At 57.3% G+C, this 24,947-nt stretch carries 23 protein-coding genes and 1 tRNA gene; 17 read left to right on the top strand and 7 right to left on the bottom strand.

Annotated features, from left to right (window positions below; genetic code table 11):
* Positions 1-7: 7 nt before the first annotated feature.
* Positions 8-1,459: an ABC transporter permease gene (locus ACEQWH_RS10590; protein ID WP_370230580.1), complete on the top strand. Its 1,452-nt coding sequence runs from the start codon at positions 8-10 to the stop codon at positions 1,457-1,459.
* A gap of 94 nt (positions 1,460-1,553) precedes the next feature.
* The gene (locus tag ACEQWH_RS10585; protein WP_370230578.1) at positions 1,554-3,641 is read left to right on the top strand and encodes a dipeptide ABC transporter ATP-binding protein; all 2,088 of its coding nucleotides are present in this window, start codon (positions 1,554-1,556) and stop codon (positions 3,639-3,641) included.
* 64 nt (positions 3,642-3,705) lie between these two features.
* Here ACEQWH_RS10585 and ACEQWH_RS10580 read toward each other — a convergent pair whose 3' ends face one another.
* Positions 3,706-4,278, bottom strand: a complete 573-nt coding sequence (locus ACEQWH_RS10580; protein WP_370230576.1) for a lytic transglycosylase domain-containing protein — start codon at positions 4,276-4,278, stop codon at positions 3,706-3,708.
* A 156-nt stretch (positions 4,279-4,434) separates the two neighbouring features.
* Here ACEQWH_RS10580 and ACEQWH_RS10575 point away from each other — a divergent pair, with 156 nt between their 5' ends.
* Complete coding sequence (locus ACEQWH_RS10575; protein ID WP_370230574.1) at positions 4,435-4,959, top strand: single-stranded DNA-binding protein; 525 nt, start codon at positions 4,435-4,437, stop codon at positions 4,957-4,959.
* Between the two features lie 149 nt (positions 4,960-5,108).
* Positions 5,109-5,978: a PHB depolymerase family esterase gene (locus ACEQWH_RS10570; protein ID WP_370230573.1), complete on the top strand. Its 870-nt coding sequence runs from the start codon at positions 5,109-5,111 to the stop codon at positions 5,976-5,978.
* Here the strand turns inward: ACEQWH_RS10570 and aroB are convergent.
* On the bottom strand, positions 5,975-7,084 hold the full coding sequence (aroB, locus tag ACEQWH_RS10565; protein WP_370230571.1) for a 3-dehydroquinate synthase: 1,110 nt from the start codon (positions 7,082-7,084) through the stop codon (positions 5,975-5,977). The genes ACEQWH_RS10570 and aroB overlap by 4 nt on opposite strands.
* Positions 7,085-7,621: a shikimate kinase gene (locus ACEQWH_RS10560; RefSeq protein WP_370230568.1), complete on the bottom strand. Its 537-nt coding sequence runs from the start codon at positions 7,619-7,621 to the stop codon at positions 7,085-7,087.
* Between the two features lie 137 nt (positions 7,622-7,758).
* Here ACEQWH_RS10560 and ACEQWH_RS10555 point away from each other — a divergent pair, with 137 nt between their 5' ends.
* The 3 genes from ACEQWH_RS10555 to ACEQWH_RS10545 are packed head-to-tail and all read left to right on the top strand — an operon-like array spanning position 7,759 to position 10,332.
* On the top strand, positions 7,759-7,908 hold the full coding sequence (locus ACEQWH_RS10555; protein WP_370230567.1) for a hypothetical protein: 150 nt from the start codon (positions 7,759-7,761) through the stop codon (positions 7,906-7,908).
* A complete protein-coding gene (locus tag ACEQWH_RS10550) occupies positions 7,898-9,412 on the top strand; it encodes a hypothetical protein (RefSeq protein ID WP_370230566.1) in 1,515 nt (504 codons plus the stop codon). The genes ACEQWH_RS10555 and ACEQWH_RS10550 overlap by 11 nt, the downstream gene beginning before the upstream one ends.
* Positions 9,409-10,332: a tyrosine recombinase gene (locus ACEQWH_RS10545; RefSeq protein WP_370230564.1), complete on the top strand. Its 924-nt coding sequence runs from the start codon at positions 9,409-9,411 to the stop codon at positions 10,330-10,332. Before ACEQWH_RS10550 ends, ACEQWH_RS10545 begins: the two co-directional genes overlap by 4 nt.
* Before the next feature lie 26 nt (positions 10,333-10,358).
* Here ACEQWH_RS10545 and ACEQWH_RS10540 read toward each other — a convergent pair whose 3' ends face one another.
* A complete protein-coding gene (locus ACEQWH_RS10540) occupies positions 10,359-11,159 on the bottom strand; it encodes a metallophosphoesterase (protein ID WP_370230562.1) in 801 nt (266 codons plus the stop codon).
* A gap of 73 nt (positions 11,160-11,232) precedes the next feature.
* Between ACEQWH_RS10540 and ACEQWH_RS10535 the strand changes: the two genes are divergently transcribed.
* The 6 genes from ACEQWH_RS10535 (at position 11,233) to ACEQWH_RS10510 (ending at position 20,346) form a co-directional block, all read left to right on the top strand.
* Positions 11,233-12,543, top strand: a complete 1,311-nt coding sequence (locus tag ACEQWH_RS10535; RefSeq protein ID WP_370230561.1) for an HlyC/CorC family transporter — start codon at positions 11,233-11,235, stop codon at positions 12,541-12,543.
* A gap of 9 nt (positions 12,544-12,552) precedes the next feature.
* Positions 12,553-12,921, top strand: coding sequence for a hypothetical protein (locus ACEQWH_RS10530; RefSeq protein WP_370230560.1), 369 nt, complete (start codon positions 12,553-12,555; stop codon positions 12,919-12,921).
* A gap of 132 nt (positions 12,922-13,053) precedes the next feature.
* The gene (locus ACEQWH_RS10525) at positions 13,054-15,471 is read left to right on the top strand and encodes an FAD-dependent oxidoreductase (RefSeq protein ID WP_370230557.1); all 2,418 of its coding nucleotides are present in this window, start codon (positions 13,054-13,056) and stop codon (positions 15,469-15,471) included.
* 108 nt (positions 15,472-15,579) lie between these two features.
* Positions 15,580-16,185, top strand: a complete 606-nt coding sequence (locus ACEQWH_RS10520; protein ID WP_370230556.1) for an NTP transferase domain-containing protein — start codon at positions 15,580-15,582, stop codon at positions 16,183-16,185.
* A gap of 424 nt (positions 16,186-16,609) precedes the next feature.
* Positions 16,610-19,210 (top strand): Hint domain-containing protein, encoded by a 2,601-nt coding sequence (locus ACEQWH_RS10515; protein ID WP_370230553.1) that lies wholly within the window; start codon positions 16,610-16,612, stop codon positions 19,208-19,210.
* A 278-nt stretch (positions 19,211-19,488) separates the two neighbouring features.
* The gene (locus ACEQWH_RS10510) at positions 19,489-20,346 is read left to right on the top strand and encodes a polysaccharide pyruvyl transferase family protein (protein WP_370230552.1); all 858 of its coding nucleotides are present in this window, start codon (positions 19,489-19,491) and stop codon (positions 20,344-20,346) included.
* Positions 20,347-20,433: 87 nt separating this feature from the next.
* Here the strand turns inward: ACEQWH_RS10510 and ACEQWH_RS10505 are convergent.
* Positions 20,434-20,519, bottom strand: a tRNA-Leu gene (locus ACEQWH_RS10505).
* A gap of 126 nt (positions 20,520-20,645) precedes the next feature.
* Here ACEQWH_RS10505 and ACEQWH_RS10500 point away from each other — a divergent pair.
* Together ACEQWH_RS10500 and ACEQWH_RS10495 are read left to right on the top strand one after the other, a co-directional pair.
* Positions 20,646-21,224, top strand: coding sequence for a YqaA family protein (locus tag ACEQWH_RS10500; protein ID WP_370230551.1), 579 nt, complete (start codon positions 20,646-20,648; stop codon positions 21,222-21,224).
* Positions 21,225-21,241: 17 nt separating this feature from the next.
* Positions 21,242-21,685: a disulfide bond formation protein B gene (locus tag ACEQWH_RS10495; protein WP_370230549.1), complete on the top strand. Its 444-nt coding sequence runs from the start codon at positions 21,242-21,244 to the stop codon at positions 21,683-21,685.
* Here the strand turns inward: ACEQWH_RS10495 and ACEQWH_RS10490 are convergent.
* Positions 21,682-22,104 carry an Lrp/AsnC family transcriptional regulator gene (locus tag ACEQWH_RS10490; protein WP_370230547.1) on the bottom strand — a complete coding sequence of 141 codons (423 nt, stop codon included), beginning with the start codon at positions 22,102-22,104 and terminating at the stop codon, positions 21,682-21,684. The genes ACEQWH_RS10495 and ACEQWH_RS10490 overlap by 4 nt on opposite strands.
* Positions 22,105-22,220: 116 nt before the next feature.
* Here ACEQWH_RS10490 and rocF point away from each other — a divergent pair, with 116 nt between their 5' ends.
* Together rocF and ACEQWH_RS10480 are read left to right on the top strand one after the other, a co-directional pair.
* Positions 22,221-23,144, top strand: a complete 924-nt coding sequence (rocF, locus tag ACEQWH_RS10485; protein WP_370230544.1) for an arginase — start codon at positions 22,221-22,223, stop codon at positions 23,142-23,144.
* Positions 23,144-24,202: an ornithine cyclodeaminase gene (locus ACEQWH_RS10480; protein ID WP_370230542.1), complete on the top strand. Its 1,059-nt coding sequence runs from the start codon at positions 23,144-23,146 to the stop codon at positions 24,200-24,202. Before rocF ends, ACEQWH_RS10480 begins: the two co-directional genes overlap by 1 nt.
* An 82-nt stretch (positions 24,203-24,284) precedes the next feature.
* Here the strand turns inward: ACEQWH_RS10480 and ACEQWH_RS10475 are convergent, their stop codons facing one another.
* A complete protein-coding gene (locus tag ACEQWH_RS10475) occupies positions 24,285-24,869 on the bottom strand; it encodes an HNH endonuclease (RefSeq protein ID WP_370230633.1) in 585 nt (194 codons plus the stop codon).
* Positions 24,870-24,947 lie beyond the last annotated feature (78 nt).

Genomic DNA, 24,947 nt, shown 5'->3' with positions numbered 1-24,947 from the left:
CCTGATTATGGAACCATTAACCTGGACAGGCCCTTTCGGAGCCTTTTTAGATCCGATCTTCACCGTCGTACTGGTGGTCTTTTTGATCCTGATCGTCGTGCAAGTAATCGGCGCCTATACGTTGCCTGCGGTTAACGATCGCATTCTGGCAGACGGCACGATCATTCGTGACCGTGGACCCAACGCGATGATTGGCAGCGCGGTGCGCTATGCGCTGCTCGCCTTTCTGGCAATCATTGTCGTCTATATTGTGGCGGGCATGTTCACGCCGCTGGGCACAGTCGGAATTGTAGGCGCCTTGGCAGCCCAGCTGTCACCGGTCTGGATTTCGCTGTTGGCGACATTCCTTGTGTCGATCGTCTACAAGCGCAAACTTGGTCTTTACGGCAAGCTGTTTGACAGCACCGTCGGCATGATCGGGTTCGGCATTGTGATGTTCTGGGTCTATACGGCGGTGTTTGCCGGCGTGTTTGACATGATCACGACACATGACGAACTGGCGCAGGTCTCTGGCATGAAGAACAAAGGCCCGGGCACACCGCTGAGCGGCATCGATGAAGGTGACTACCCCTACTATCTTCTCGGGGGCGATAACCTTGCACGCGACGTCTTTAGCCGTGTGGTCGAAGGCAGCTGGATCGTGATCACCATCGCACCGCCAGCAACGCTGTTTGCCTTTATGGTTGGCATCACGCTGGGCTTGCCCGCAGGCTATTTCGGTGGCCGTCTGGACACGTTCCTGTCGTTCCTTGCGAACCTGGTTCTGGCCTTCCCTGTGATCCTGCTGTTCTATCTGCTGGTGACCCCAGAGATCGTACAGATCGGCGTGCCGAACTATCTGGCGGTTGTGCTGTTTATCTTCCCGATCATCTTTGTGGCGGTTCTGCTGAACTCGCGGTTCTATACGCGGCCACGTCTGCGCACCCCGCTGCTGATCTCGGTGGTTGGGATGATGTTCTGGTTCTATCTCTGTCTGGTCTCTGCCAAGGGCTCGGTCATTGATGTCCTGCCAACAACGCTGGATCTGTTTGACATCTCGTCAGGCTTCCTCGTGGTATTCGTCTCGGTCGCTTTCGTGAACTCGATCACCGTGTTCCGGATTGTGCGTGGCCTGGCACTGGACATTCAGACGCGGGACTATGTGGCAGCGGCTCAGACACGCGGCGAAGGTCCGTGGTACATCATGCTTTGGGAGATCCTGCCCAACGCACGTGGCCCGCTGATCGTCGATTTCTGTCTGCGGATTGGGTACACCACCATTCTCTTGGGCACCTTGGGCTTCTTTGGTCTGGGTCTGCCACCAGAGAGCCCGGACTGGGGTACCACCATCAACGACGGTCGTAAGCTGATGCAGCTTTATGTGCATCCGGTTCTGCCGCCTGCGTTCGCTTTGCTGACGCTGGTTCTGGGTCTGAACCTGCTGGCCGATGGTCTGCGCGAAGAAAGCCTGCGCGACTGATGATGAATTGGTTCGGGGGCCAGCCCCCGGACCCCCGAGATATTTAGAGCAAGAGAAAGGCCCTTGGCCTGAGGCTCTAACCAGGGAGACAAAAATGAGTAAGATGGAAGACTATGACGGTCCAATTCTAGAGATCGACAAGCTGTCGATTTCCTTCTTCACCCGTCTGCGCGAAATTCCTGCGGTTATGGACTTTTCGGTCACCGTGCAACCCGGTGAGGCGGTTGGCCTTGTTGGGGAATCCGGCTGCGGTAAATCCACTGTCGCTTTGGGTGTCATGCAGGACTTGGGCAAGAACGGGCGCATCGTTGGCGGCTCGATCAAGTTCAAGGGTCGTGACCTGAGCGAGATGAGCGATGAAGAACTGCGCGATGTGCGTGGCAATGAAATCGCGATGATCTATCAGGAACCGATGGCCTCGCTGAACCCGGCGATGAAGATCGGCAAACAGCTGATGGAAGTTCCGATGATCCACGAGGGTGTGTCGGAGAAAGAAGCTTATGAACGGGCTTTGGAAGTGGTCACAGATGTGCGCCTGCCTGACCCTGAGCGGATGCTGAATTCTTTCCCGCACCAGTTGTCCGGTGGTCAGCAGCAGCGGATCGTCATTGCGATGGCGCTGATGTCCAAACCGGCACTGTTGATTTTGGACGAGCCGACGACCGCGCTTGACGTAACAGTTGAGGCCGCAGTTGTGGAGCTGGTGAAGGATCTGGGTAAGAAATACGGCACCTCGATGCTGTTTATTTCGCACAACCTTGGTCTGGTTCTGGAAACCTGTGACCGGCTTTGTGTGATGTATTCCGGTGAAGCGGTTGAGCGTGGCTCTATCGAAGACGTCTTTGACAAGATGCAGCACCCTTATACACAGGCACTCTTCCGCTCGATCCCACTGCCGGGTGCAGATAAGGAAAGCCGTCCTCTGGTGGCGATCCCGGGCAACTTCCCCCTGCCCCACGAGCGGCCTCCGGGCTGTAACTTTGGCCCACGCTGTAACTATTTTGAGGAAGGTCGCTGTGACGCGCAGGATATCCTCATGGAAGACGTTGAGGGCCATGATCGCCATTCCACGCGGTGTCTGAAGTTCAAAGAGATCGACTGGGCCGCGCCGCCAGAAGTGGGTGAGCAAAAGGCCAAGGCAGAGCCTGGCAATGTGGTTCTGAAGATGGACAACCTCAAGAAATATTATGAGGTTGCGGCATCTGCGCTGTTTGGCGGCGGCAACAAGAAGGTTGTGAAAGCCAACGAAACCCTCAGTTTCGAGGCGCGTGAATCTGAAACCCTCGCAATTGTGGGCGAATCCGGCTGTGGTAAGTCGACCTTTGCGAAAGTTCTGATGGGGCTTGAGACGGCCACGGACGGCCAGATTCTGCTGGACAATCGCAACATCGAAAGCACCGCGATCGAGGATCGCGACACAGGCACCGTTGCCGATGTTCAGATGGTGTTCCAAAACCCGTTTGATACGCTAAACCCCTCTATGTCTGTCGGGCGCCAGATCATCCGCGCGCTAGAGATCTTTAAGATCGGTGACTCTGAGGCGGAACGCCGCGAGCGTATGCTCGAGCTGCTGGATCTGGTGAAGCTGCCACGTGCCTTTGCGGACCGTATGCCGCGTCAGCTGTCTGGTGGTCAGAAACAGCGGGTCGGTATTGCGCGCGCCTTTGCGGGCGGTGCGCGGATCGTGGTTGCTGACGAGCCGGTCTCGGCGCTTGATGTGTCGGTGCAGGCGGCGGTGACAGACCTGTTGATGGACATTCAGCGCGAGAACAAAACCACGCTGCTGTTTATCTCGCACGATCTGTCGATTGTACGCTATCTGTCTGACCGCGTGATGGTGATGTATCTTGGGCATGTGGTGGAACTGGGAACGACCGATCAGGTCTTTAACCCACCCTATCACCCCTACACCGAAGCGCTCTTGTCTGCGGTTCCGATTGCCGACACCAGCGTCGAGAAAGAGCACATCGTGCTTGAGGGCGAGATTCCATCGGCCATGAGCCCGCCTCCGGGCTGCCCGTTCCAGACACGGTGCCGCTGGAAATCCGAGGTTCCAGGTGGCTTGTGTGACACGGAAATTCCACCGGTTCAGACCATGGCCAATGGGCATCAGGTGAAGTGTCACCTGGCCGAGGACGTGCTGGAGCGCATGAAGCCGGTGATCAAGATCGCGGCCGAATAACGCTGCTGTCTAAGACATGTTTGAAACCGCCGCCTGATCTCAGCGCGGCGGTTTTCTTTTGCGCCTAGCTGCCCCAGATCGCTTTTACGTAATCCTGAGTTTCCCGATACGGAGGCACGCCGCCATGACGCGCAACCGCTTCTGGGCCGGCATTATAGGCAGCCAGGGCCAAACGCCAGGAATTGAAACGACGGTATTGCTGATACAGATACCGCGCCCCACCCTCCAGGTTCTCGGCAGGATCCAACGCATCCACGCGCAGCAATTTCGCGGTGTCTGGCATCAACTGAGCCAACCCCAGCGCACCTTTGGGCGACACCGCATTGGCATTCCATCCGCTTTCCTGTTGCACCAGTCGCAAGAAAAGATCTACGGGCACATTATGCGTCAACGCCGCATCGCGCGCCATCTCAAGGTAGGGACCGGTGTAATCCCCGCGGAAAGGCTGCGCACCCCATTTGCTGGGGGTGTAGACCGGCTGTGGTTGCAGTCGGACCGAGTCGCGATATTGCTCGGCTGCGCGGTTGTCTAAAACCTTAAGCTGCGCCGCAGACAGACCATTTTTATGACCACCCGCAAACGCTGGGCCGGCCAGCAGGCCGATGCCGAGTGTTGCCAAAGCTATGGTGCGTCTCATGGTCATCGACCTAACATAGCGCGTCTTAACCAAATTTGAATAAGATGCGCTGAAAATCCGAAAGACTTATCCACAGCGGTGCGTTTTTGCTGGCCTTCTGGGGCCACGAATGGTGTAAGCTACGCTGACTGAACAAGGGCTCAAAGGGGCAAGAACATGGCCGGATCTCTGAACAAAGTAATGCTGATCGGCAATCTGGGCCGCGATCCAGAGGTGCGCAATTTCCAGAATGGTGGAAAGGTCTGCAACCTGCGGATTGCGACGTCTGAAACGTGGAAAGACCGCAACACAGGCGAGCGCAGAGAGAAGACAGAATGGCATTCCGTCGCAATCTTTAACGAAGGCCTCGTGCGTGTGGCAGAGCAATTCCTGCGCAAAGGCTCCAAGGTTTACATCGAAGGCCAGCTGCAAACCCGCAAGTGGCAGGATCAAAGCGGACAGGATCGCTATTCTACCGAAGTCGTCCTGCAAGGCTTTGGCTCGACGCTCACGATGCTGGATGGTCGCGGCGAAGGCGGCGGCGGTGGTGGCTTTGGCGGCGGTGGTCAAGGCGGCGGCTATAGCGGCGGTGGCGGCTATGACAGTGGCGGTGGCTATGACCAAGGCGGCGGAAGCTTTGGTGGCGGCGGCGGCGGACAAAGCGCGCCAAGCCGTGATCTTGATGATGAAATCCCGTTCTAATGGCGTCACCTGCTTTTTAGTCACGCACGTGGCTAACGTGATAAGGCCCCTCTGAAAGCAGAGGGGCTTTTTTCTTGGCTTGTGCTTTTTTCTTGGCTTGTGCTTTGGCCTTAAGTGCTTGGTAAGTTGGCCGCGCTAAGACTGCGGTCATGACACGTATTCTGGTTCTGATTTGGGTAATTTTGTCGACGTCGCAACTGGTTGCGGGCGGCGTCCACGAGGGCAGATCCTTTCACCACGACGGTGCCGAGCGTGTCTATTTCCTGCATGTTCCCAAAGGCTTGCCTGACAATGCGCCGCTCTTGGTGGCCCTGCACGGGCTGGGCGGCGACGCGGGGCGCTTGCGTTACGGGCTGGGGTTTAACGAACTTGCGGATCAATATGGGTTCGCGGTTCTGTATCCTCAGGGCGCGCGGCTGGCTTCGGGCAGCAGGCATTGGAATCCGGGATTTGATTTTTCGCAGGTTGACGACTTCGGGTTTCTGACCGGCCTGATCGCCCATGTGGCTGCGGCCAACGATCTGAATGCCGAAAAGGTCTATGTTCTCGGCATTTCGAACGGCGGCTATATGGCCTATCACCTGGCCTGCCGTGGGGCCAATGTTGCAGGCATCGCCAGTGTCATAGGCATGATTGGCGGACGCGATTGGCAGAACTGTAACCCGCGCAGGCAGGTGCGCCTGTTGCATATCCACGGCCGCGATGATCCGGTTATTCGATTTCAGGGGATTCCAAAGTGGTCAAATGGCTGGGGCGGACAGGCCTCTGTGCCCGACGTGGTGGCGCAATGGGCGACCCAGTTGCAGGATGTCGAAAGGCACGACGGCACCAACGCGCTTGGCGGGCTTGATGATCCAGCCAGCCTTCAGATCACCTCTTTTGAGGATAGCCAAGGTCAGCCGCAGGTCGCCCTGATTGCGATCGACGGGTTTGGCCATGACTGGCCGTTCACCTTCAACACCGGACTGGATACAGCCACGACGATCGTCGAGTTCTTTTTCGGTGAAAAACCGCCCTAGCCCGGCAAACCGTCGCGGATCACCTGCACTACGGCGTCGCGCGGAACATCCGCGGTCACAAACGCCTGCCCGATTCCCCGTGCCAGAACGAAACGCAGCTGACCGTCGACGACCTTTTTGTCCTGTCCCATCAGATCAACAAGCGCCTCTGCAGACGGCAATGCACCAGGAATATCCGAAAGATCGGTTTTCATGCCCATCTCTTTCAGATGCGCGCGCACCCGGCTGGGATCCTCTTGAGAGCACAGCCCCAGCCTTGCAGACAGTTCAAACGCCAGCGCGCATCCGATGGCGACGCCTTCGCCATGCAGCAAACGATCAGAATAGCCCGTCGCCGCCTCTAACGCGTGACAGAAAGTGTGACCCAGGTTCAAAAGCGCGCGGTCCCCCTGTTCGGTCTCATCGCGCATGACAATCTCGGCCTTCAATTCGCATGATCGCTTCACGGCATAAATGCGCGAGGCTTCATCGCCCGCCGCAAGCTTGGGGCCGTTCGCTTCCAACCACGCGAAAAAGTCTGCATCGCCCAACAGGCCGTACTTCACGACCTCGCCATATCCGGCAAGAAAGTCTCGCGACTCCAATGCTTTAAGCACATCGACATCCGCCAGAACCAACGACGGTTGATGAAAAGCCCCAATCAGGTTCTTGCCCTGCGGCGCATTGATGCCCGTCTTGCCCCCGACAGAGCTGTCGACCTGCGCCAGCAAAGACGTTGGGATCTGAACAAAACCAACACCGCGCCGCAAGGACGCCGCTGCAAAGCCTGTCAAATCGCCAATAACTCCGCCGCCAAAGGCAATCACCAGATCCTTGCGTTCCACTTTTTGCGCAAGCAGCCACTCGACCGTGCGTTCAAAATGCGGCCAGCTTTTGGTGGCCTCACCCGCCGGCAGAACCAAAGCCTCAGACTCAATACCCGTCGCCGCGAGCCCGCTTTGCAAGGTTGCAAGATGCAGCGCGGCCACGTTTTCGTCGGTCACGATCATCATCCGCTTGCGGTTGCTGATCTGACCAATCAGGGCACCCGCCTGCGCCAAAAGGCCCGGGCCAATCAGAATATCATACTCACGGCCCTCAAGACCGACATGCACGGTTTGCATCACTTACCCCTCAAGTACATCTGGCCGCTGTCCAAGCGCGTCGATGACGCGGTCGGCCATGTCTTCGATGGCGAAATCCGGGTTCGCCTTAACCGAAAGCTCTGCCAGCTCATAGACGGGCACTCGCGTGTTATAAATCTCGGTCAATGTCGCCAACGGGTCTGGCGTCCGCAGCAAAGGACGCGTGTCTTTGTGGCGCACGCGCTCCCACAACAGGTCCAGATCCGCATCCAGCCACAGGGCAACGCCCTTTTCAGAAATCGTATCGCGGTTGCCTTCTGCCAGAAACGCCCCGCCGCCGGTCGACAAGACGCAAATCTCGTTTTCCAGAAGCCGGTCAATCACTTGCGCCTCTTTCTTACGAAAAAAAGCCTCGCCATCGCGGGCAAAAATCTCGGCGATGGTCATATTGGACGCGGCTTCGATTTCGGCGTCAGAATCAAGGAACGGCACACCGAGTTTCGCGGCCACGGCACGGCCGACGGCTGTTTTGCCAGCGCCCATCATGCCGACCATCACCACCGTTTTCTTGAGTTTCATGCTGCCCATCCAAAATGTTCGGAAATTTCCGCGCCAAAACCGGCCAATTTTCGCCATTTCGCATTGAATGACGTGATATTCGCAAAAAGGCCAGATATATATTAGAAAAAAGCAGGCACTAGAATGTGAGGGCGGTCATGGGTCGACTCATCAAAGCAATATTCTTCCTCGTGGTGTTTCTGGCGATTGGGCTGGTGAGCTACGCCTATATCGGTCCGATCTTTGGCGCCGACTTCAGCGCGCCACAGGAAGAAGTCAGGCAGTCGGTCACATTGGATGGCAGTTAAACGCCCCTTACTGGCTTTGATCGCGGCGCTTTGTGCGGGATCCGCCAGTGCGCAGGATCCGCTCTCGGCGATTGACTGGCTGCAGACCACGCCTACCGTTGCTTTGGACGTGGCGCCTTTTGTCGACGAGCCGCCTGTCAACGCAGGCGTTTCTACCCCTGAAATCACCGTCAGCCCGCTGGAGAACGCAGGCCGAGATGCTGTCGGGCTATTGCCAAGCTCTGTCACCGGATTGCCGAACGCGCTGTGGCAGGAAAGTCAGGCCCTGGCCCTGGCGGACCAAATCACGACACTGCGTGTCGAGAGCTCGCCCGCGATGCAGGCGCTGCTTTATACGCTGCTGCTTGCCGAGGCGAACCCGCCTCAAGACGCAGGTCAGGCGGATGCGTTGTTGTTGGCGCGCGTGGACAAGCTGGTCTCGCTTGGGGCAATTGAACAGGCGAACGCATTGCTGGAACGTGCTGGTCCTGACACTGAAACGCTGTTTCAGCGTTGGTTTGATGTGACCTTACTTTTGGGTGAAGAACAGCGCGCCTGCGAGGCGCTAAACCCTGCCCCGCATTTGTCACCCTCATATGCCGCCCGTGTGTTTTGTCTGGCCCGTGCCGGAGACTGGACCGCGGCCGCCTTGACGTTGGAAACAGCAAATCTGTTGGGTCTTTTGACTTTGGAAGAAGACGCACTGTTGTTGCGCTTCTTGGATCCGGAGATTTCTGAGGCCGAACCGATTTTGGTGCCGCCGAACGATCCAACCCCCCTCACCTTTCGCCTGTATGAGGCGATTGGCGAGCCTTTGCCCACAACCAGCCTGCCGCGCCCCTTTGCCCATGCCGATCTGCGGACCACATCGGGCTGGAAAGCCCAGCTTGAGGCAGCAGAGCGGTTGGCAAGTGTCGGTGCCCTGCCCGAGAACCGGCTGTTGGGGATCTATACAGAGCGCGCGCCTGCGGCCTCAGGCATGATCTGGGACCGGGTCGATGCGCTGCAAGCGTTTGACGAAGCAATTCAATCAAGCCAGCTGGACCGGATCAGCGACACGCTGTCCCCTGCCTGGAGTGCTGCACAGCAAGCGCGCGTCGAAGTGCCGTTTGCGCGCATTTACGGCCCGCAACTCGCCAGCCTGAACCTGAACGGGGTCGCGCAGGTTCTGGCCCGTGAAGTGCAGCTTTTGTCCCCATCCTATGAGGTCTCTGCCAAATCCGGGCCGCGCGATTTCTTGGCAGGTCTCGCGATGGGCTTGCCACCGCGTCGCGGCCAAACCGCCGAGGAACAGGCCGTTGCCGACGCCTTTAACGGTGCAGGCGTGCCGCAGCCCTTCAGTCACAAATTGGCCCGCGGTCAATTGGGCGAGGTCATCCTGTCTGCGATGGCGCTTTATGAACAAGGGCTTGCGGGCGACTTGCGGGCACTGACCGAGGCGCTCGCGACCTTCCGCGCGCTTGGCCTTGAGGATACCGCGCGGCAGGCTGCGCTTCAGGTCCTGCTGCTGGAACGGCGCACATGAGCCTGCAATGGATCTCGACTTTTCTTGAGGCGCAGGCCGCCGAATTGGGAGCCGCCACAAATACGCAAATGGCATATGCGCGCGATCTGCGGGATTTTTCTGACTGGCTGAGCGGACATGGCACTGCGTTTGAAGCCGTCAGTCGGGACGTGATCGAAGACTATCTTGTCTTTTGTGACGCTCAGGGGTTGGCCAAATCCACCCGCGCGCGGCGGTTGTCGGCGATCAAGCAATTGTACCGGTTCGCCTTTGAAGAAGGCTGGATGGACACCAATCCTGCCATCCAGATCCGTGGCCCCGGACGCGACAAGCGGCTGCCCAAAACACTCGAAGTTGTCGAGGTAGATCGTCTGATTGCCGCTGCCGAAGCTTCGGGCCGCAACCCATTGGAAAACCTTCGAAACATCTGCTTGATGCAACTGCTATATGCGACGGGGATGCGGGTCAGCGAATTGGTGTCTCTGCCGGTCAGTGCAGCACGAGGCGATCCGCGCATGCTGCTTATTCTTGGCAAAGGCGGCAAAGAGCGGATGGTGCCCCTGTCCAGCGACGCCCGTGACGCATTGGCGGCTTGGCTGAAAGAACGCGACCTTGAGGAAGACAAAAAGCAGTCCAAAGGCCTGCCCGCGTCCAAGTTTCTGTTCCCAAGTCGCGGAAAACTGGGGCACATCACCCGTCACAGGTTTTATGCCCTGATCAAAGAGCTTGCGGTCGCAGGCGGGGTCAGCCCGGCCAAAGTCACGCCGCACACGTTGCGACATGCTTTTGCGACCCATCTTTTGGCCAACGGCGCGGATCTAAGGTCTATTCAAGTGCTGCTCGGCCATGCCGATGTCGCGACAACGGAAATATACACCCATGTGTTGGATGAGCGGCTGAAAGAGCTGGTTCTGGATCACCATCCTCTGGCCAAGGACTAATTGTCCGGCCCTGAAAGATGCAAAGCTTAGTGACGCAGAGCTTTTGGCAACACATCTTCTGATGGCCAAACGCCTGTCTCGATCGCCAAATGATACCCCTGCACAAGCCCAACGTCCTGCATGCGCGCTTTGGCAGCAGCCACATCATAGCCCAGCGTGCACAGCTCTGCTTTGCCACCAGACAGGATCGCAAAGCGGACATCGCCCTTCCCGTCGTGCGGCGGCATGCCAATGACGCCTGCGTTGATCCACGTCACGCCGGCCACGTCTCGGATGAATGGAATGCCAGAATGCCCAGCAATCACGCCGTCCACCTTCCCCACATGGGCCTCAAGCGCCGCGATTTCCTCTGCAAAGACAGCCTCATCTGACACAGACCAGATAAACCGCGCGATGTCTGTCACGCCACCGTGCAATGCCGCAAACCGCTTTCCGCCTTGGGAAAAAACAATGATATCAGCACATTGCCCCATAAATCTGCGCTGATCATCGCGTACTTCGGCATTTGCATGCGCGTACCATCCGGCTGACAGTAGATCGCAGGTCGTGCCGCTTTCAAACCCGCAGCCGCAATCCAAGGCGCCCGCGGCCAGTTGTTTTTCGCAATTGCCCGCAACAACGGGAATTCCCGCCTCGATGATCAGATCCGTGGTGGCGGCAGGGTCGCCGCAATAGGCCACGATATCGCCTGTGCACAGCATATGCTCGGCATCAATCCCGCGATGCGCCGCCTCGATCAACAAGGCCTCTGTCGCCTGGAGATTGGAATACGGTCCGCCAAACAGCAGCATATCCTGTTGTATCTCACCGAGGTCTTTGACTTTCATCCCTAAAGCTTTCCCTTGAACCACAGCCCGCGCGTGCCCATAACACAGAGCAGATAAAGGGATAGCGTACACAATGGAAATCACAACTCCGGTATTGGATTCAGCCTTTTGGATCATGGCAGGCGGCATTGCTGTTTTGCTCATGATGTCGGCGTTTTTCTCCGGCAGTGAAACCGCCTTGACCGCCGCGTCGCGTGGGAAATTGCGCACCCAGGCCGACAAGGGCAATCGCGGCGCAACCCGGGCTTTGAAGATCACCGAAGACAGCGAACGTCTGATCGGATCGGTTCTGCTGGGCAACAATCTGGTCAATATTCTGGCGACCTCTTTGGCCACCAGCCTTCTGACGCAGGCTTTTGGTGACAGCGGCGTGGCCTTGGCCACTTTGGTTATGACGCTGCTGGTTCTGATCTTTGCCGAGGTGCTGCCCAAAACTTATGCCATCACCGCACCTGAAAGTGCGGCCTCTCGGGTTTCGGGTATTATTCAGGTGGTTGTGGTTGTCTTCGCGCCCGTTGTCTCGGCTGTGCGCCTGTTGGTGCGCGGGGTGTTGCGCATCTTTGGGGTGCGCACGGATCCCGACAGCCAAATCCTTGCCGTGCGCGAGGAAATCGCCGGAGCTCTGCAACTGGGACACTCGGAAGGTATCGTTGAAAAAGAAGATCGCGACCGTATTCTTGGCGCGCTGGATCTGGCCGAACGCACAGTCGAAGAGATCATGCTGCACCGTTCGGGCATTGAAATGATCAATGCCGACGACGCGCCGGCGGACATTCTAAGTCAGTGTCTAGAAAGCAACCACACACGTCTGCCTGTCTTTAAGGACGATCCGGAAAACATTGTCGGCGTCGTCCACGCCAAAGACCTTCTGCGCGCCATGCACGCCCATATCGCAGACAGCGATGGCACGCCGAACCTGTCAAACTTCAGCCTGTCCGAAGTTGCCAAGACCCCCTATTTCGTACCCGACACCACGTCGCTGGACGATCAGATGCGGCAGTTCCTGAAGCGGCGCAGTCACTTTGCGCTGGTTGTGGACGAATATGGCGCGCTGCGTGGCTTGATCACACTGGAAGATATTCTGGAAGAGATCGTCGGCGAAATCACCGATGAATTCGACCCCGCGGCAGAACATCCGATCCGCCAATCCGAGGACGGTCAGTTCCTGATCGACGGCGCCATGACGATCCGCGATCTGAACCGCGCCAGCGATTGGAACCTGCCTGACGAAGAGGCCAATACCGTCGCCGGATTGGTCATCCACGAGGCGCAAACGATTCCGGTGGTGGGTCAGGTCTTTGCCTTTCACGGCTTTCGGTTTGAGGTGGTGGCCCGCAAAGACAACCGCATTACCCGTCTGAAAGTGCGCCCGTTACAAAAATAGAGCCCCCCAATGGACGAAGACCTTTCGACATTCAGCACGGACGATAGACAGAAAATCGACCGTGCTGCGCGTCGGAATGTGGCGTCTGAATGCAGGCTGATCCTAAGTGCGGGCTTTGCTTTGCTGATGGTGTTCACCTTCTTTTTTGCCAAGGTCACCTTTTTGCCGATTGCCGCGGCGCTTGATGTCCGTCCATTCTTTGTTTGGATCGCGCTGTCTGCGGGCGTGGCCGCGGTTTGGGCGTTTGTGCATTACGCCGTCTTTGCCCCGCGGATTGCACGCGCAAAGGCACTGAGCGCCGCGTTCCTGCACGCCCACGAACAAAAAGAGCGCGAGGCGAATTTGGCAAAGCTGAAGGCGCTTCGGGAAAAATTATAGGTCCGCGTTCAACGACGCCATAGTCCCCCACGGCCGCCAAAACACTTTTGCGACACTTTGCGTCGCATTCAAAGCAGCGCGTTCCCCGAACACACAGAAAACTGAAGGCAACTTCTAAATCTGGAGCCCCCTATGAAAACCACCACGCGCGTTTGCGTCATCGGCGGCGGAGTCGTCGGCTGTTCTGTATTGTACCACCTGACAAAGCTGGGTTGGTCGGATGTCATGCTTTTGGAACGCTCTGAGCTGACCTCAGGGTCAACCTGGCACGCGGCCGGTGGCTTTCATACGCTCAACGGCGACACCAATATGGCGGCGCTTCAGGGCTATACAATCAAGCTTTACAAAGAGCTCGAAGAGATCACCGGCATGTCCTGCGGCCTGCACCACGTGGGTGGTGTCACGCTGGCGGACAACCAAGATCGCTTTGACATGTTGGTTGCAGAACGCGCAAAGCACCGCTTCATGGGGCTCGAGACCGAAATCGTCGGTCCGGAAGAGATCAAGAAGATCGCGCCTGTTACCAATATCGACGGCATTCTCGGCGCGCTTTACGATCCGTTGGACGGCCACCTCGACCCGTCGGGCACGACCCACGCCTATGCAAAGGCCGCACGTATGGGCGGCGCGACGATCGAAACGCACACCAAAGTTCTGGAGACCAACCAACGCGCAGACGGCACGTGGGACGTGGTGACAAACAAAGGCACGGTGCACGCCGAACATATTGTCAATGCAGGCGGCCTCTGGGCGCGCGAAGTCGGCGCGATGGCCGGGATCTACTTCCCACTGCACCCGATGGAGCACCAATACATCGTGACCGACGACGTGCCGCTGATCAAAGACATGATGGCCGACGGCATCGAGCACCCTCATGTGATGGACCCGGCTGGCGAAAGTTATTTGCGACAAGAGGGCAAAGGGCTCTGCATCGGCTTTTATGAACAGCCTTGCCGCCCCTGGGCAGTCGACGGCACCCCGTGGGATTTCGGACACGAGCTGCTGCCGGACGACTTTGACAAGATCGAGGACAGTATCGAATTTGCCTATAAACGCTTCCCTGCACTGGCAGAAAGCGGCGTCAAATCTGTGATCCACGGGCCCTTTACCTTTGCGCCAGATGGCAACCCTCTCGTGGGCCCGGTGCCTGGCGTGCGCAATTATTGGTCGGCCTGTGCGGTGATGGCAGGCTTCTCGCAAGGTGGCGGCGTCGGCCTGATGCTGGCGCAGTGGATGGTTGATGGCGAATGCGAACGTGACACATCCGCGATGGATTGCGCACGGTACGGCGACTGGATCACCCCGGGATACACCCGCCCGAAAGTTATCGAGAACTATCAGAAACGCTTCTCTGTCGCCTATCCAAACGAAGAACTTCCGGCCGCGCGTCCGTTCCGCACAACGCCGATGTATGACATCTTTTCCGACATGGGCGCAGTCTGGGGCCATCAATACGGCCTCGAGGTTTCGAACTACTTTGCGCAGGGCGACGAGCCGCGCTTTGAAACCCCTTCCTTCCGACGTTCGAACGCGTTTGACGCCACCGCGCGCGAGGTGAAGGCCGTGCGCGAAGCCGTTGGAATCAATGAGGTTCATAACTTTGGCAAATACCTTGTCAAAGGCGATGGCGCGCGCGCGTGGCTGGACCGGATCATGGCCGGACGGGTGCCGCAACCTGGCCGCCTAAGCCTGACGCCCATGTTGTCGCCCAAAGGTCGACTGATCGGTGATTTCACCATTTCCTGCCTCATCGAGACAGAATTCCAGCTGACCGCAAGCTATGGCTCGCAAGCCTATCACATGCGCTGGTTCCTACAGAACATGGACGACGGTGTGACAATCGAAAATGTCTCGGACACGCGCAACGGCTTCCAGATCGCAGGCCCCAAGGCGCGCGACGTTCTGCAGGCCTGCACCCGGCAGGACATCAGCGACATGCGGTTCATGGACGTGCGCCGCGTGACGGTCGGCATGGTTGACTGCTTGATCCAACGCGTCAGCTATACCGGCGATCTGGGATACGAAATCTATTGCGACCTGCCCTCGCAACGCGCCCTTTGGTCTGTCTTGTGGGAGGCCGGTCAGCCCCATGGCATGAAGCCCTTCGGCATGCGCGCGATGATGTCGCTGCGACTGGACAAATCCTTCGGCTCTTGGCTGAGCGAGTTCTCACCGGACTACACCGCCGCAGAAACCGGATTGGATCGCTTTATCTCGTTCAAAAAGAACGTTGATTTCATTGGCCGCGCCGCCGCTGAATCCCAAAAAGCGCAAGGGCCCGCGCGCAAGCTGTGCACCTTCGAGGTTGATGCCGATAATGCCGACGTCAATGCCTATGAACCCATCTGGGTGGATGACAAGGTTGTCGGCTTTTGCACCTCTGGCGGCTATTCGCATTACGCAGGCAAATCCATTGCCATCGGCTTTTTGCCCGTCGAAATGATCCAGCCTGACATCAAAGCAGAAATCGAAATTTTGGGATCGCGTCGTAAGGCCTCGCTGTTGACCGAGGTTCTGTTTGACGCAGACGGCGCACGCATGCGCGGTTAGGCTTAGGTGTTGGTCAGACGCTCTGGCCAAACCAACGCCAGTTTGCCATGACTTAAGCGACCAGAGGCACTAAGTGTGCCTTTGGTCCTGGCTCAAAGGTGGCGTGCAATGTTGGCAATACTTATCCTGGCAGCGGGCCGATCTTCGCGGATGCGAGGCCGTGACAAGCTGTTAGAGCCGGTACAGGGCAAAGCTTTGCTTGAACTGGTTGCAAGACGTGCCTTATCGACCGGCATTGAGGTCTTTGTCGCCCTGCCACCGCAGGGGAACGCGCGTCGTGACGTTCTGCCCAAAGACGTAACGCCGATCGAGGTTCGCAATGCCCACCTTGGCATGGGCACATCGATTGCCACCAGCGTCCAACACATGCCCGAAACCATCAGCGCATTGATGATCCTGCCTGCAGATATGCCAGAGCTGACAGAAGACGATCTGGCGACCATGCGTACTGCTCAAAATGAAAATCCCGACGCAATATTGCGCGCCATGTCAGGCGACAGGCCGGGACATCCGGTTGTCTTTCCAAAGCGTTGTTTTAACGCGCTAAATGGGCTTTCGGGGGATGAAGGTGCGCGACACGTTATACGGGGCGACGAGCGCGCAGTCATACACGTGGCGCTGCCTGCGCAACATGCGCTCACGGATTTGGACACGCCTGAAGACTGGGCTGCATGGCGTGCAAAACAGAAAAAAGATAAGCTAGACGGTCTTTAGACGACGGACCTGAGAAAAAGCAGACGGGCGCAGCACGCTTGCCGCCGCAAGTGATGGGCGGTCGATCATTGGCGATTGGATCTGAATATCCTCGCAAATGTCTGTAAAAATATTGTCTGCCACGGACTCATATGCCACGGCGGGCTTAGGCCTTTGGTTAATAACACGAATTCTCATAAAAGAGCCTTGTTCTGCAGTGCTCGGCATCTGCTTCTGCAGCATGCGCCCGTTGGATCTAGCCGTAGAACAGGGCGCAAATTGGACCAAATCGGGAAGAATTGTGGCAACGGCCAAATCGTTACCTTTCCCTGAAATCATGCGATAAATACCGGAATTCTTTCACAGTCCCGCCTCATTTCAACGTCACACGTTTAGCGAGAATAAGTGCGCTTGAAGCGCCAAATTGATTTGAGGACATAAGAGCATGCCAGTCGTGAATACCCTTGATTGGTCCACCGCCAGCGCCAACGGAACCTATCATATAGGCGCCGCAGGCGACGAGATCGGCGTTACAGTTTCTACAACGACCAATATTAATGGTCGCACTGCCGCCGTGGGCACACGCGGCACCCCCAGCGAAGAGGCCCTGTATGTTTCTGGCCTGCAAGAGCCGGTTACAACAGACATCAGTTTTGACTCTCCCACCGCCAACGTCAGCTTCGAGCTTTTTGACGTCGATCAGGGCGGCGGCTGGGACGATATGGTCACCGTCATCGCCTATGACGCCGAGGGCAATCCCATCGAAGTTCAATTTTCGGACCTAGACGGGCTGCACACGGTGACAGGATCGGCGGTGGATGCAGACGGCGCGGCCAGCTCGGGCGTCGAAACCACGGGCGCCGACGATTCCGTGACGGTCACAATCGCAGGCCCCGTCTCGCGCATCGAGATCATTTTTGACAACGGCGAATCCGCGTCGAACACCGGTGTGATTGGCCTCAGCGACATCACATTCTCGCCCGCCCCAGATGGGATCGTCGAGGGCGACGATACGGCCAACGTGATCGATACGGCCTATGTTCTGGACCCCGAAGGCGACATGGTCACCGACTCAGATACCGTCATTCACGCAGGCGGCGGTGATGATTCCGTCCATTCCGGCGAAGGCAATGACAACATCCTGGGTGGCGCGGGCAATGACACGATCAATGCAGACGGCGGCAACGATACAATTGACGGCGGCACTGGCAACGACAGCATCGAAGCTGGTTTTGGCGACGACACGATTCTGGGCGGCGAAGGCGACGACACCGCCAACGGTCACTATGGCGACGACATTCTGGACGGCGGTTTGGGCAATGACTCGATCCGCGGCTCTTGGGGCAACGATACGCTCTATTCCGGCGGCACAGGCGAAGGTGACGACTTTATCTGGGGTGGCTGGGGCGATGACCGCATCATCATGGAAGAGGGCTTTGGCAACGACACGATTCTGGGTGACACCGAAGATGAGGTCGATGGCGACACGCTTGATCTGACGCGAGTGACCAGCGATCTGACCATCGACATGACGCACAGTGCATCCGGCACCGGCACCGTCAGCGATGGCACCAGCACAGCCAACTACACTGACATTGAACATATCGAACTTGGCGCGGGAACCGACACGATCGTTCTGGCCGACGGCTCTGGCAGCGACAGGGTGACCGGGTTCACAGCTCCAACCGACAATGGCGATGGCAGCTATAGCGCTGGCGATTTGTTGAATGTCTCGGCCCTGACCAGCGACGGCGGCGGCACGCCCGTCACCTACGAAGACGTCAGCGTAACATCTGACGGCGACGGCAACGCGGTTCTGACATTCCCCGGCGGTGAATCCCTAACCTTAGTGGGGGTTGCGGCGACTGATATCTCTTCTCCCGAAGCGCTCATGGCCATGGGCTTCCCTGCCCCACCCGACGGCATCATCAGCGGCACCGAGAACGACGATCTGATCAATTATGCCTTTGTCGATCACGACGGAGACGCCACGGATTCAAACGACGCCCGTCTGCCGGGCTTCACCGGAGATGACGACTATATTCTGGCTGGCGCCGGAAATGACACGGTCGATGCAGGCAACGGCAACGACTCGGTCATGGGTGGCATCGGCAATGACGGCCTCTATGGTGAAGCAGGCAACGACACGCTCTTTGGCGAAGAAGGCGAAGACGTTCTGATCGGCGCGGCCGGCAACGACGTGCTGGATGGCGGCGCGGGCGCTGATTTCATGGATGGCGGTGCTGACCGCGACCTGTTTGTGAACGTCTCAGCGGGCGATGAAATCGTTGGCGGGGAAACCGGCGACGATTATGACACGCTGGATCTGACCGGCGCAGGTCCGCTATCGATCAGCTATAACGAAGGCACCTCCGAGGACGGCCGCGTCAATTTCCTGGACGAAGACGGCAATATCACCGGTACTCTGGAATTCAGTGGCATCGAACACATCGTGCCCTGCTTTACCCCCGGCACCATGATCGCGACGGTCAATGGCATGCGAGAGGTTCAAGACCTTCAGGTCGGCGATCAGATCTTTACCCGCGATCACGGCGTTCAAGAAATCCGCTGGCTCGGCCACAAAACCGTAACGCAAGACACACTTGCCGAGGCCAGCTTCCTCGCGCCCATTCTTATTCGAAAAGGCGCACTTGGAAATGATCTGCCGGACCGTGACATGCACCTCAGCCCGAACCACCGGGTCATGGTGTCAGCCCCGGATCTGGAAATGATGTTCGGTCAGTCCGAGGTCCTTGTCGCCGCAAAGCACCTTACCCGCATGAAGGGCATTTCGCGCGCGCGACCTGATGAAGTGACCTATATCCACCTGATGTTTGACCGACACGAGATCATCTGGTCCGACGGCATCTGGTCAGAGAGCTTTCAGCCCGGCGCAATGGCACTGGCAGGTCTTGAAACCGCACAACGCGATGAAATCTTTGCGCTCTTTCCTGAACTGGCCACGAAGAAATCCACCGCCTATCGCGCCGCACGTCGCATCCTGCGCCGCCACGAGGCCGCTTTGCTGCCCAGAGGACAGGGATAAACGCACAGTAAGCCATCTAGATGGCTTTCTGAAATCGCTAAATTCGGCGAGCGTGTAACATACTCAAAAACTATGGTGTCAAAATGAGTGATCTCGTGTCTAATCATGAGCATGCCGCACTATAGTACTCGTTATCTCGTCGCACATGTTACCTGTTTGAGCCGACATCATTGGGCCAAATGTCCCCCACGCCCGGAAACTCATGGCCGCAACGCCAGCAGCAAAAACCTCGCAATAGTTAACTGTGCCATTGCGAACGAACTCAGGGCGTGTTTGTGATGACCGAGAGAGACCCAATCCCCCGGATCAACCACTATTTCTGGAATGCCTATAACTCGAACTTCGGCGACGCCTTAGGCGCTGATATTGTTGCACATTTCAGCGGTGGGCAGGTACGACCCATCGATCTGAACCGCGAGCGTAGCTTCGTCAAACATGCGCGCGACAAAGGGCTCTTTGGACTTGGGTCAATTTTCGTGTTCGTTGAAGATCACGATATCGTTTGGGGAACCGGCGTAAATCTTCGATGGCCGCCCTACAAACTCAAGACAGGCCCTGATATCCGGGCCGTGCGCGGGCCACTTACCGCCGATCATCTGAGGCGCGAAATCGGCATAGATTGCCCGAGCGTCTTTGGCGACCCTGCGCAGCTGCTTCACCGCCTGATCGATATTCCACCGCATCAGCCCGTGCGACGCTTTGGGTTAATCCCACATTACCGAGACATTCCTGTAGTGCCCAAAGCCTTAAAGGAAATAGCGACACACAAAGGTTGGCGCGGTATCGATGCACTTAGGCGAAACAACACGATCTATCCGTTTCGACCTTGGCGCGAAATTGTTGAATTCATTGCAGGATGCGAGATGGTCATATCAAGTTCCTTGCATGGATTGATCGTTGCCGAACAACTTGGTGTTCCAGCTGTTTGGTGGCGTTCGGACCACCTGCCAAGCACCCGCACCGAGCATAGCTTCAAATATAACGACTACTACGCGGCAACAGATCGCGACTTGGACAACTGGAGCACTTCACTTGGACAGGCCCTTCAAAGCACCAGCGGATTTCAAAAATATTCTTTTGATTCAAAGGCCTTAGAAGAGGCTTTTCCACACGAGCTTTTCTCGCAGACATGTTAGGTTGGCAGGCCAACAATAGGAATTGCAGCCATCACGGCAAGATAACCAGAAACCTCTGGAGATCTTTACAAACATTTGCGGAAAAATTGGTACCCAAGGCCGGACTCGAACCGGCACGCCCGCAAAGGCGGGGGATTTTGAATCCCCTGCGTCTACCATTCCGCCACTTGGGCACGCTTGATGGGTCTAGCGAAGCCACGAGGCGAGGTCCAGAGCGAAAACGCATCGGATCGGTGCAAATTTTACTTGCACTTAAACTCTAAAGACCGCAGGCAAGGATTGGGTAATCAGGAGCAGCTATGCTGAAGCCTTTGTATGATTGGACCATGCGGTTGGCAGAACATCCGCGTGCGTTGTGGGTTCTGGCGATCATCAGTTTCGTCGAAAGCTCTGTTTTCCCAATTCCACCGGATGTTCTGATGATTCCCCTGATTCTGGCCACGCCGCACCGCGCTTGGCTGATTGCCCTCGTGGCCACGGTGTCCTCGGTTCTGGGTGGATTGCTGGGCTATGCGATTGGCGCCTTTGCATTTGAACAGATCGGTCAGCCGATCCTCGAAGCGCTTGGCAAGCTGGACCGCATCGAAGAGTTCAACGTCAAGTTTAACGAGGCCGGGTTCTGGGCAGTCCTGGGCGCGGGCATCACGCCGTTCCCCTATAAAGTCATCACCATCATGTCGGGCTGGACGGGCATGCCGCTGGCCACCTTCATCGTCACATCAATTATCGCGCGTGGGCTGCGATTCTTTATCGTGGCAACGCTGCTCTGGAAATTTGGCGCGCCGGTGCGTGACTTTATCGAGCGTCGCTTAGGGCTTGTTTTCACGGCCTTTTTCGTGCTTTTGATCGGTGGATTTCTGGCCCTGAGGTTTTTCTGATGCCGACGCAAAAGACCATGACACTGCTACTTACATTGGCCTCTGCTGCCATGCTGATCGGCGCTTGGACATTTCAGTATTTCGGCTATGCGCCCTGCAAGATGTGCTATTGGCAGCGCTATCCACATATGGCTGCTGTCGCCATCGGTGCGCTCGCCTATGCCCTTGGACAACGCGTGTTGGCCTGGCTGGGTGCCTTGGCCATGTTCGCGACATCCGGGATCGGCGTCTATCACTCTGGTGTGGAACGCAAACTCTGGGAAGGCCCTAACAGTTGTACGTCGTCAGGCATTGAGGGGCTGTCATCCGAGGATCTGTTTGATCAGATCATGAATGCGCCCTTGGTGCGCTGCGACGAAATCCCTTGGCAACTGCTTGGGTTTACCATGGCGAACCTTAACGCCATTTTCTCGCTGATCTTTGCGATCCTGTGGATTCGGGTCGCTCTGGGCCGCGACTAAGACTGTTTGCGCGTGTTCAGCAGCAAATTGGTTTCCGAGGTCGACACCCCCTCAAACCGGCGGATGTCGATCAGGATCTGATCCAGTTCCTCAAGCGTATTTGTGCCCAGCTCTACGATCAGATCCCAGCGCCCGTTGGTGGTGTGAATATTGCGCACGGCGGCAATACCACCAAGCTTGCGTACGATCCGGTCGATCCCCCTGCCCTCGATTCCGATCATCATCAAGGCGCGCACCGGGTCTCGCTGAGCGTCTTTCAGAACGACCGTAAACCCAACGATATCGCCCCTAGTTTGCAGGCGCTCGACCCTTTGCCGCACGGTGGTGCGTGATACTCCAAGGGTGATTGCCAGATCCGACAGGGACGCGCGCGCATTGTGGCGCAGCTCTGAAATGAGGCTTTGGTCCAGATCGTCCATTTTGGCACCCTTTGGTTTCGATTTGACCAAGTTACTTTCTTTTTGTGCAAAATACCACCTCAAACCCTGCACAGATTGAGGAGATACTGCGCACAAACCTATCCTACGAGACTTCAATGACACCAAAGAACTGCATCCTGATCGGAGCCCCCATCGACAGTGGTAAACGTCGGCGTGGTTGCCTTATGGGGCCAGATGCCCTGCGCACGGCTGGTCTGGTGGAAAGCCTGGCCGACCTTGGCCATTCCGTTGTGGATCGCGGGAATGTCACACCCGATATCCCTGCCCTGCAAGCACCCGCCGAAAAACTGCACCAATGGGCTGAAAACATTGGCTGGACGCGCGCATTGTCGGACGCATCCGAGGCCGCACTGAAAGACGGGCTACCGATTTTCATGGGCGGCGATCACTCGATGGCCTCGGGCACTGTACGCGGTGCGGCCCTGCATGCTCGCTCGGTAGAGCGGCCGCTGTTTGTGCTCTGGCTGGATGCGCACAGCGACTATCACACCCCACAAACGACAGACTCTGGCAACCTGCACGGCACGCCGGTCGCCTATTTCACGGGCCGCGAGGGGTTTGACGGCTATCCCGAGGTCAGCGCCCCGGTGCCGCAGGACAATATCTGCATGATCGGACTGCGCTCTGTCGATTCAATGGAGCGCGAAGCATTGCAGGCCGGTAATATCACCTGTCACGACATGCGGCAGATCGACGAAACCGGCATCGCCAAACCTCTGGCTGCATTCCTGGACAAAGTCGCGGCGCAAGACGGCATGTTGCATGTGTCTTTAGACGTTGATTTTCTGGATCCAGATGTCGCCCCGGCCGTCGGTACGACGGTTCCTGGCGGGGCGACGGTGCGTGAAGCCCATCTGGTGATGGAAATGCTGCATGACAGTGGCCTCGTGACATCGCTCGACCTTGTTGAATTGAACCCTTTTCTTGATGACCGCGGCAAGACCGCAAAGCTGCTGGTCGATCTGGCGGCCTCGGCACTTGGCCGCCGTGTCTTTGACCGCCCAACTCGGAGTTTCTGATGACGACCCCCTCTGAAAAAGCCCTCGTCCCTTTTGTGTCTGTCGACAATATGATGCGTCTGGTCAATCACGTCGGCATTCCTGACCTGCTGCGCGAGCTGACCGCCTATATCGAGGAAGATTTCCGTCGGTGGGAGTTGTTTGACAAAACCCCGCGTGTGGCAAGCCATTCGGACGTGGGTGTGATCGAGTTGATGCCCACCAGCGACGGCGAGGCCTATGGGTTTAAATATGTGAATGGCCACCCCAAAAACACCTCGGAAGGCCTGCAAACGGTGACGGCATTTGGCCTGCTGGCGGATGTGTATACGGGCTATCCGGTGCTGTTGACCGAAATGACGATCCTGACTGCGCTGCGCACTGCTGCGACTTCAGCAATGGCCGCTAAGCTATTGGCACCAAAGGGTGCAACGACCATGGCAATGATCGGAAACGGCGCGCAATCCGAGTTCCAATGCATCGCGATGCAGGCGATTGTCGGGATCGATACGGTCAAGCTCTATGACATCGATCCCAAGGCGACCGAAAAATGCGCCGCCAACCTGCAAGGCACCGGCCTGACAGTGATCAAATGCAGCTCGCCCGAGGCCGCGATCCAAGGCGCTCAGATCCTGTCGACCTGCACCGCCGATAAGCAATACGCCACCGTTCTTAGCGACAACATGGTGGGCGAAGGCGTGCACATCAATGCAATCGGCGGTGACTGTCCTGGCAAAACGGAACTGGCGGCCGGCATTCTCGCGCGCTCGGATGTCTTTGTGGAATTCCCGCCCCAAACCCGCATCGAAGGCGAGATCCAACAGATGCCCGAGGATTTTGAGGTCACAGAACTGTGGCAGGTTCTAAACGGCACAAAAACCGGGCGTCGCGATCCCAAGCAAATCACCTTGTTTGACTCCGTCGGTTTTGCGATCGAGGACTTCTCCGCCCTTCGGTTCATTCGCGACAAGGTTAAGGGGACGGATTTCTATCTGGATCTCGATATGCTGGCCGACCCTGATGACCCACGCGATCTGTTCGGCATGGTTGGGCGCGCGCAGGAAAACACGCACGGATAACCCATTTGTTCTGTGCCGCTGAGGGGTGAGGCATGGAACTGCGCGGGCGGGCCACTCTTGCAAGGCCCGCTCGCACACTTACCTAGGCATCCAGCTCAGCATCCCAGTACAGGAAGTCCATCCAGCTATCATGCAGGTAATTGGGCGGAAACTTCCGCCCCATATTGCGAAGCTCTTCGGCGCTCGGCTGCCGTGGCGGTTTGTTCAGGTGCATATTGGCCCGTCGCAGGCTCTTTGAGCCTTTCTTCAGGTTGCAACTGGAACAGGCTGCCACAACGTTCTGCCAGCTGGTCACCCCACCCGCTGCGCGCGGGACCACGTGATCAAACGTCAGATCCCCGGTCGCTCCGCAATACTGACAGGAAAATTCGTCCCGCAAAAAAAGATTAAAGCGCGTGAAGGCCACGCGCTTTACCGGTTTGACATAATCTCTGAGGACGACAACAGAGGGGATCCTAATCTCGGTACTAGGACTGTGCACCCACGCGTCGTATTCCGCGACAATGTCCACCCTGTCCATATAGACGGCTTTGATCGCGTCCTGCCAAGGCCACAGGCTAAGCGGGTAATATGACAGCGGACGGTAATCCGCATTCAGAACCAATGCAGGGTGTTGTTTTAGCCCGCTGGGCTTGTGTACAAAGTCTGTCCTGAAATCGCCGTCCATGGGGATCGCGCCCTCCGCCATTTGCCTGAGTTCAGCATCTGGACGGGGGACACCCGTCCCTGCTCTTATAACTACTAT

Source organism: Cognatishimia sp., assembly GCF_964229375.1.
Lineage (GTDB): Bacteria > Pseudomonadota > Alphaproteobacteria > Rhodobacterales > Rhodobacteraceae > Cognatishimia.
The sequence above is the reverse complement of the archived record's forward strand: the minus strand, read 5'-3'. Positions and strand labels throughout refer to the sequence as shown.

What these genes read in the sequence shown, in the direction of transcription:
- ACEQWH_RS10510 (WP_370230552.1), top strand. Translation starts at nt 19,489, where the DNA reads ATGACCGAGAGAGACCCAATCCCCCGGATCAACCACTATTTCTGGAAT.
- ACEQWH_RS10490 (WP_370230547.1), bottom strand. Translation starts at nt 22,104, where the DNA reads ATGGACGATCTGGACCAAAGCCTCATTTCAGAGCTGCGCCACAATGCG.
- ACEQWH_RS10550 (WP_370230566.1), top strand. Translation starts at nt 7,898, where the DNA reads ATGGCAGTTAAACGCCCCTTACTGGCTTTGATCGCGGCGCTTTGTGCG.
- ACEQWH_RS10590 (WP_370230580.1), top strand. Translation starts at nt 8, where the DNA reads ATGGAACCATTAACCTGGACAGGCCCTTTCGGAGCCTTTTTAGATCCG.
- ACEQWH_RS10500 (WP_370230551.1), top strand. Translation starts at nt 20,646, where the DNA reads ATGCTGAAGCCTTTGTATGATTGGACCATGCGGTTGGCAGAACATCCG.
- ACEQWH_RS10515 (WP_370230553.1), top strand. Translation starts at nt 16,610, where the DNA reads ATGCCAGTCGTGAATACCCTTGATTGGTCCACCGCCAGCGCCAACGGA.
- ACEQWH_RS10530 (WP_370230560.1), top strand. Translation starts at nt 12,553, where the DNA reads ATGGACGAAGACCTTTCGACATTCAGCACGGACGATAGACAGAAAATC.
- rocF (WP_370230544.1), top strand. Translation starts at nt 22,221, where the DNA reads ATGACACCAAAGAACTGCATCCTGATCGGAGCCCCCATCGACAGTGGT.
- ACEQWH_RS10495 (WP_370230549.1), top strand. Translation starts at nt 21,242, where the DNA reads ATGACACTGCTACTTACATTGGCCTCTGCTGCCATGCTGATCGGCGCT.
- ACEQWH_RS10540 (WP_370230562.1), bottom strand. Translation starts at nt 11,159, where the DNA reads ATGAAAGTCAAAGACCTCGGTGAGATACAACAGGATATGCTGCTGTTT.
- ACEQWH_RS10570 (WP_370230573.1), top strand. Translation starts at nt 5,109, where the DNA reads ATGACACGTATTCTGGTTCTGATTTGGGTAATTTTGTCGACGTCGCAA.
- ACEQWH_RS10520 (WP_370230556.1), top strand. Translation starts at nt 15,580, where the DNA reads ATGTTGGCAATACTTATCCTGGCAGCGGGCCGATCTTCGCGGATGCGA.
- ACEQWH_RS10560 (WP_370230568.1), bottom strand. Translation starts at nt 7,621, where the DNA reads ATGAAACTCAAGAAAACGGTGGTGATGGTCGGCATGATGGGCGCTGGC.
- ACEQWH_RS10585 (WP_370230578.1), top strand. Translation starts at nt 1,554, where the DNA reads ATGAGTAAGATGGAAGACTATGACGGTCCAATTCTAGAGATCGACAAG.
- ACEQWH_RS10525 (WP_370230557.1), top strand. Translation starts at nt 13,054, where the DNA reads ATGAAAACCACCACGCGCGTTTGCGTCATCGGCGGCGGAGTCGTCGGC.
- ACEQWH_RS10575 (WP_370230574.1), top strand. Translation starts at nt 4,435, where the DNA reads ATGGCCGGATCTCTGAACAAAGTAATGCTGATCGGCAATCTGGGCCGC.
- ACEQWH_RS10545 (WP_370230564.1), top strand. Translation starts at nt 9,409, where the DNA reads ATGAGCCTGCAATGGATCTCGACTTTTCTTGAGGCGCAGGCCGCCGAA.
- ACEQWH_RS10580 (WP_370230576.1), bottom strand. Translation starts at nt 4,278, where the DNA reads ATGAGACGCACCATAGCTTTGGCAACACTCGGCATCGGCCTGCTGGCC.
- ACEQWH_RS10475 (WP_370230633.1), bottom strand. Translation starts at nt 24,869, where the DNA reads ATGGACGGCGATTTCAGGACAGACTTTGTACACAAGCCCAGCGGGCTA.
- ACEQWH_RS10555 (WP_370230567.1), top strand. Translation starts at nt 7,759, where the DNA reads ATGGGTCGACTCATCAAAGCAATATTCTTCCTCGTGGTGTTTCTGGCG.
- ACEQWH_RS10535 (WP_370230561.1), top strand. Translation starts at nt 11,233, where the DNA reads ATGGAAATCACAACTCCGGTATTGGATTCAGCCTTTTGGATCATGGCA.
- ACEQWH_RS10480 (WP_370230542.1), top strand. Translation starts at nt 23,144, where the DNA reads ATGACGACCCCCTCTGAAAAAGCCCTCGTCCCTTTTGTGTCTGTCGAC.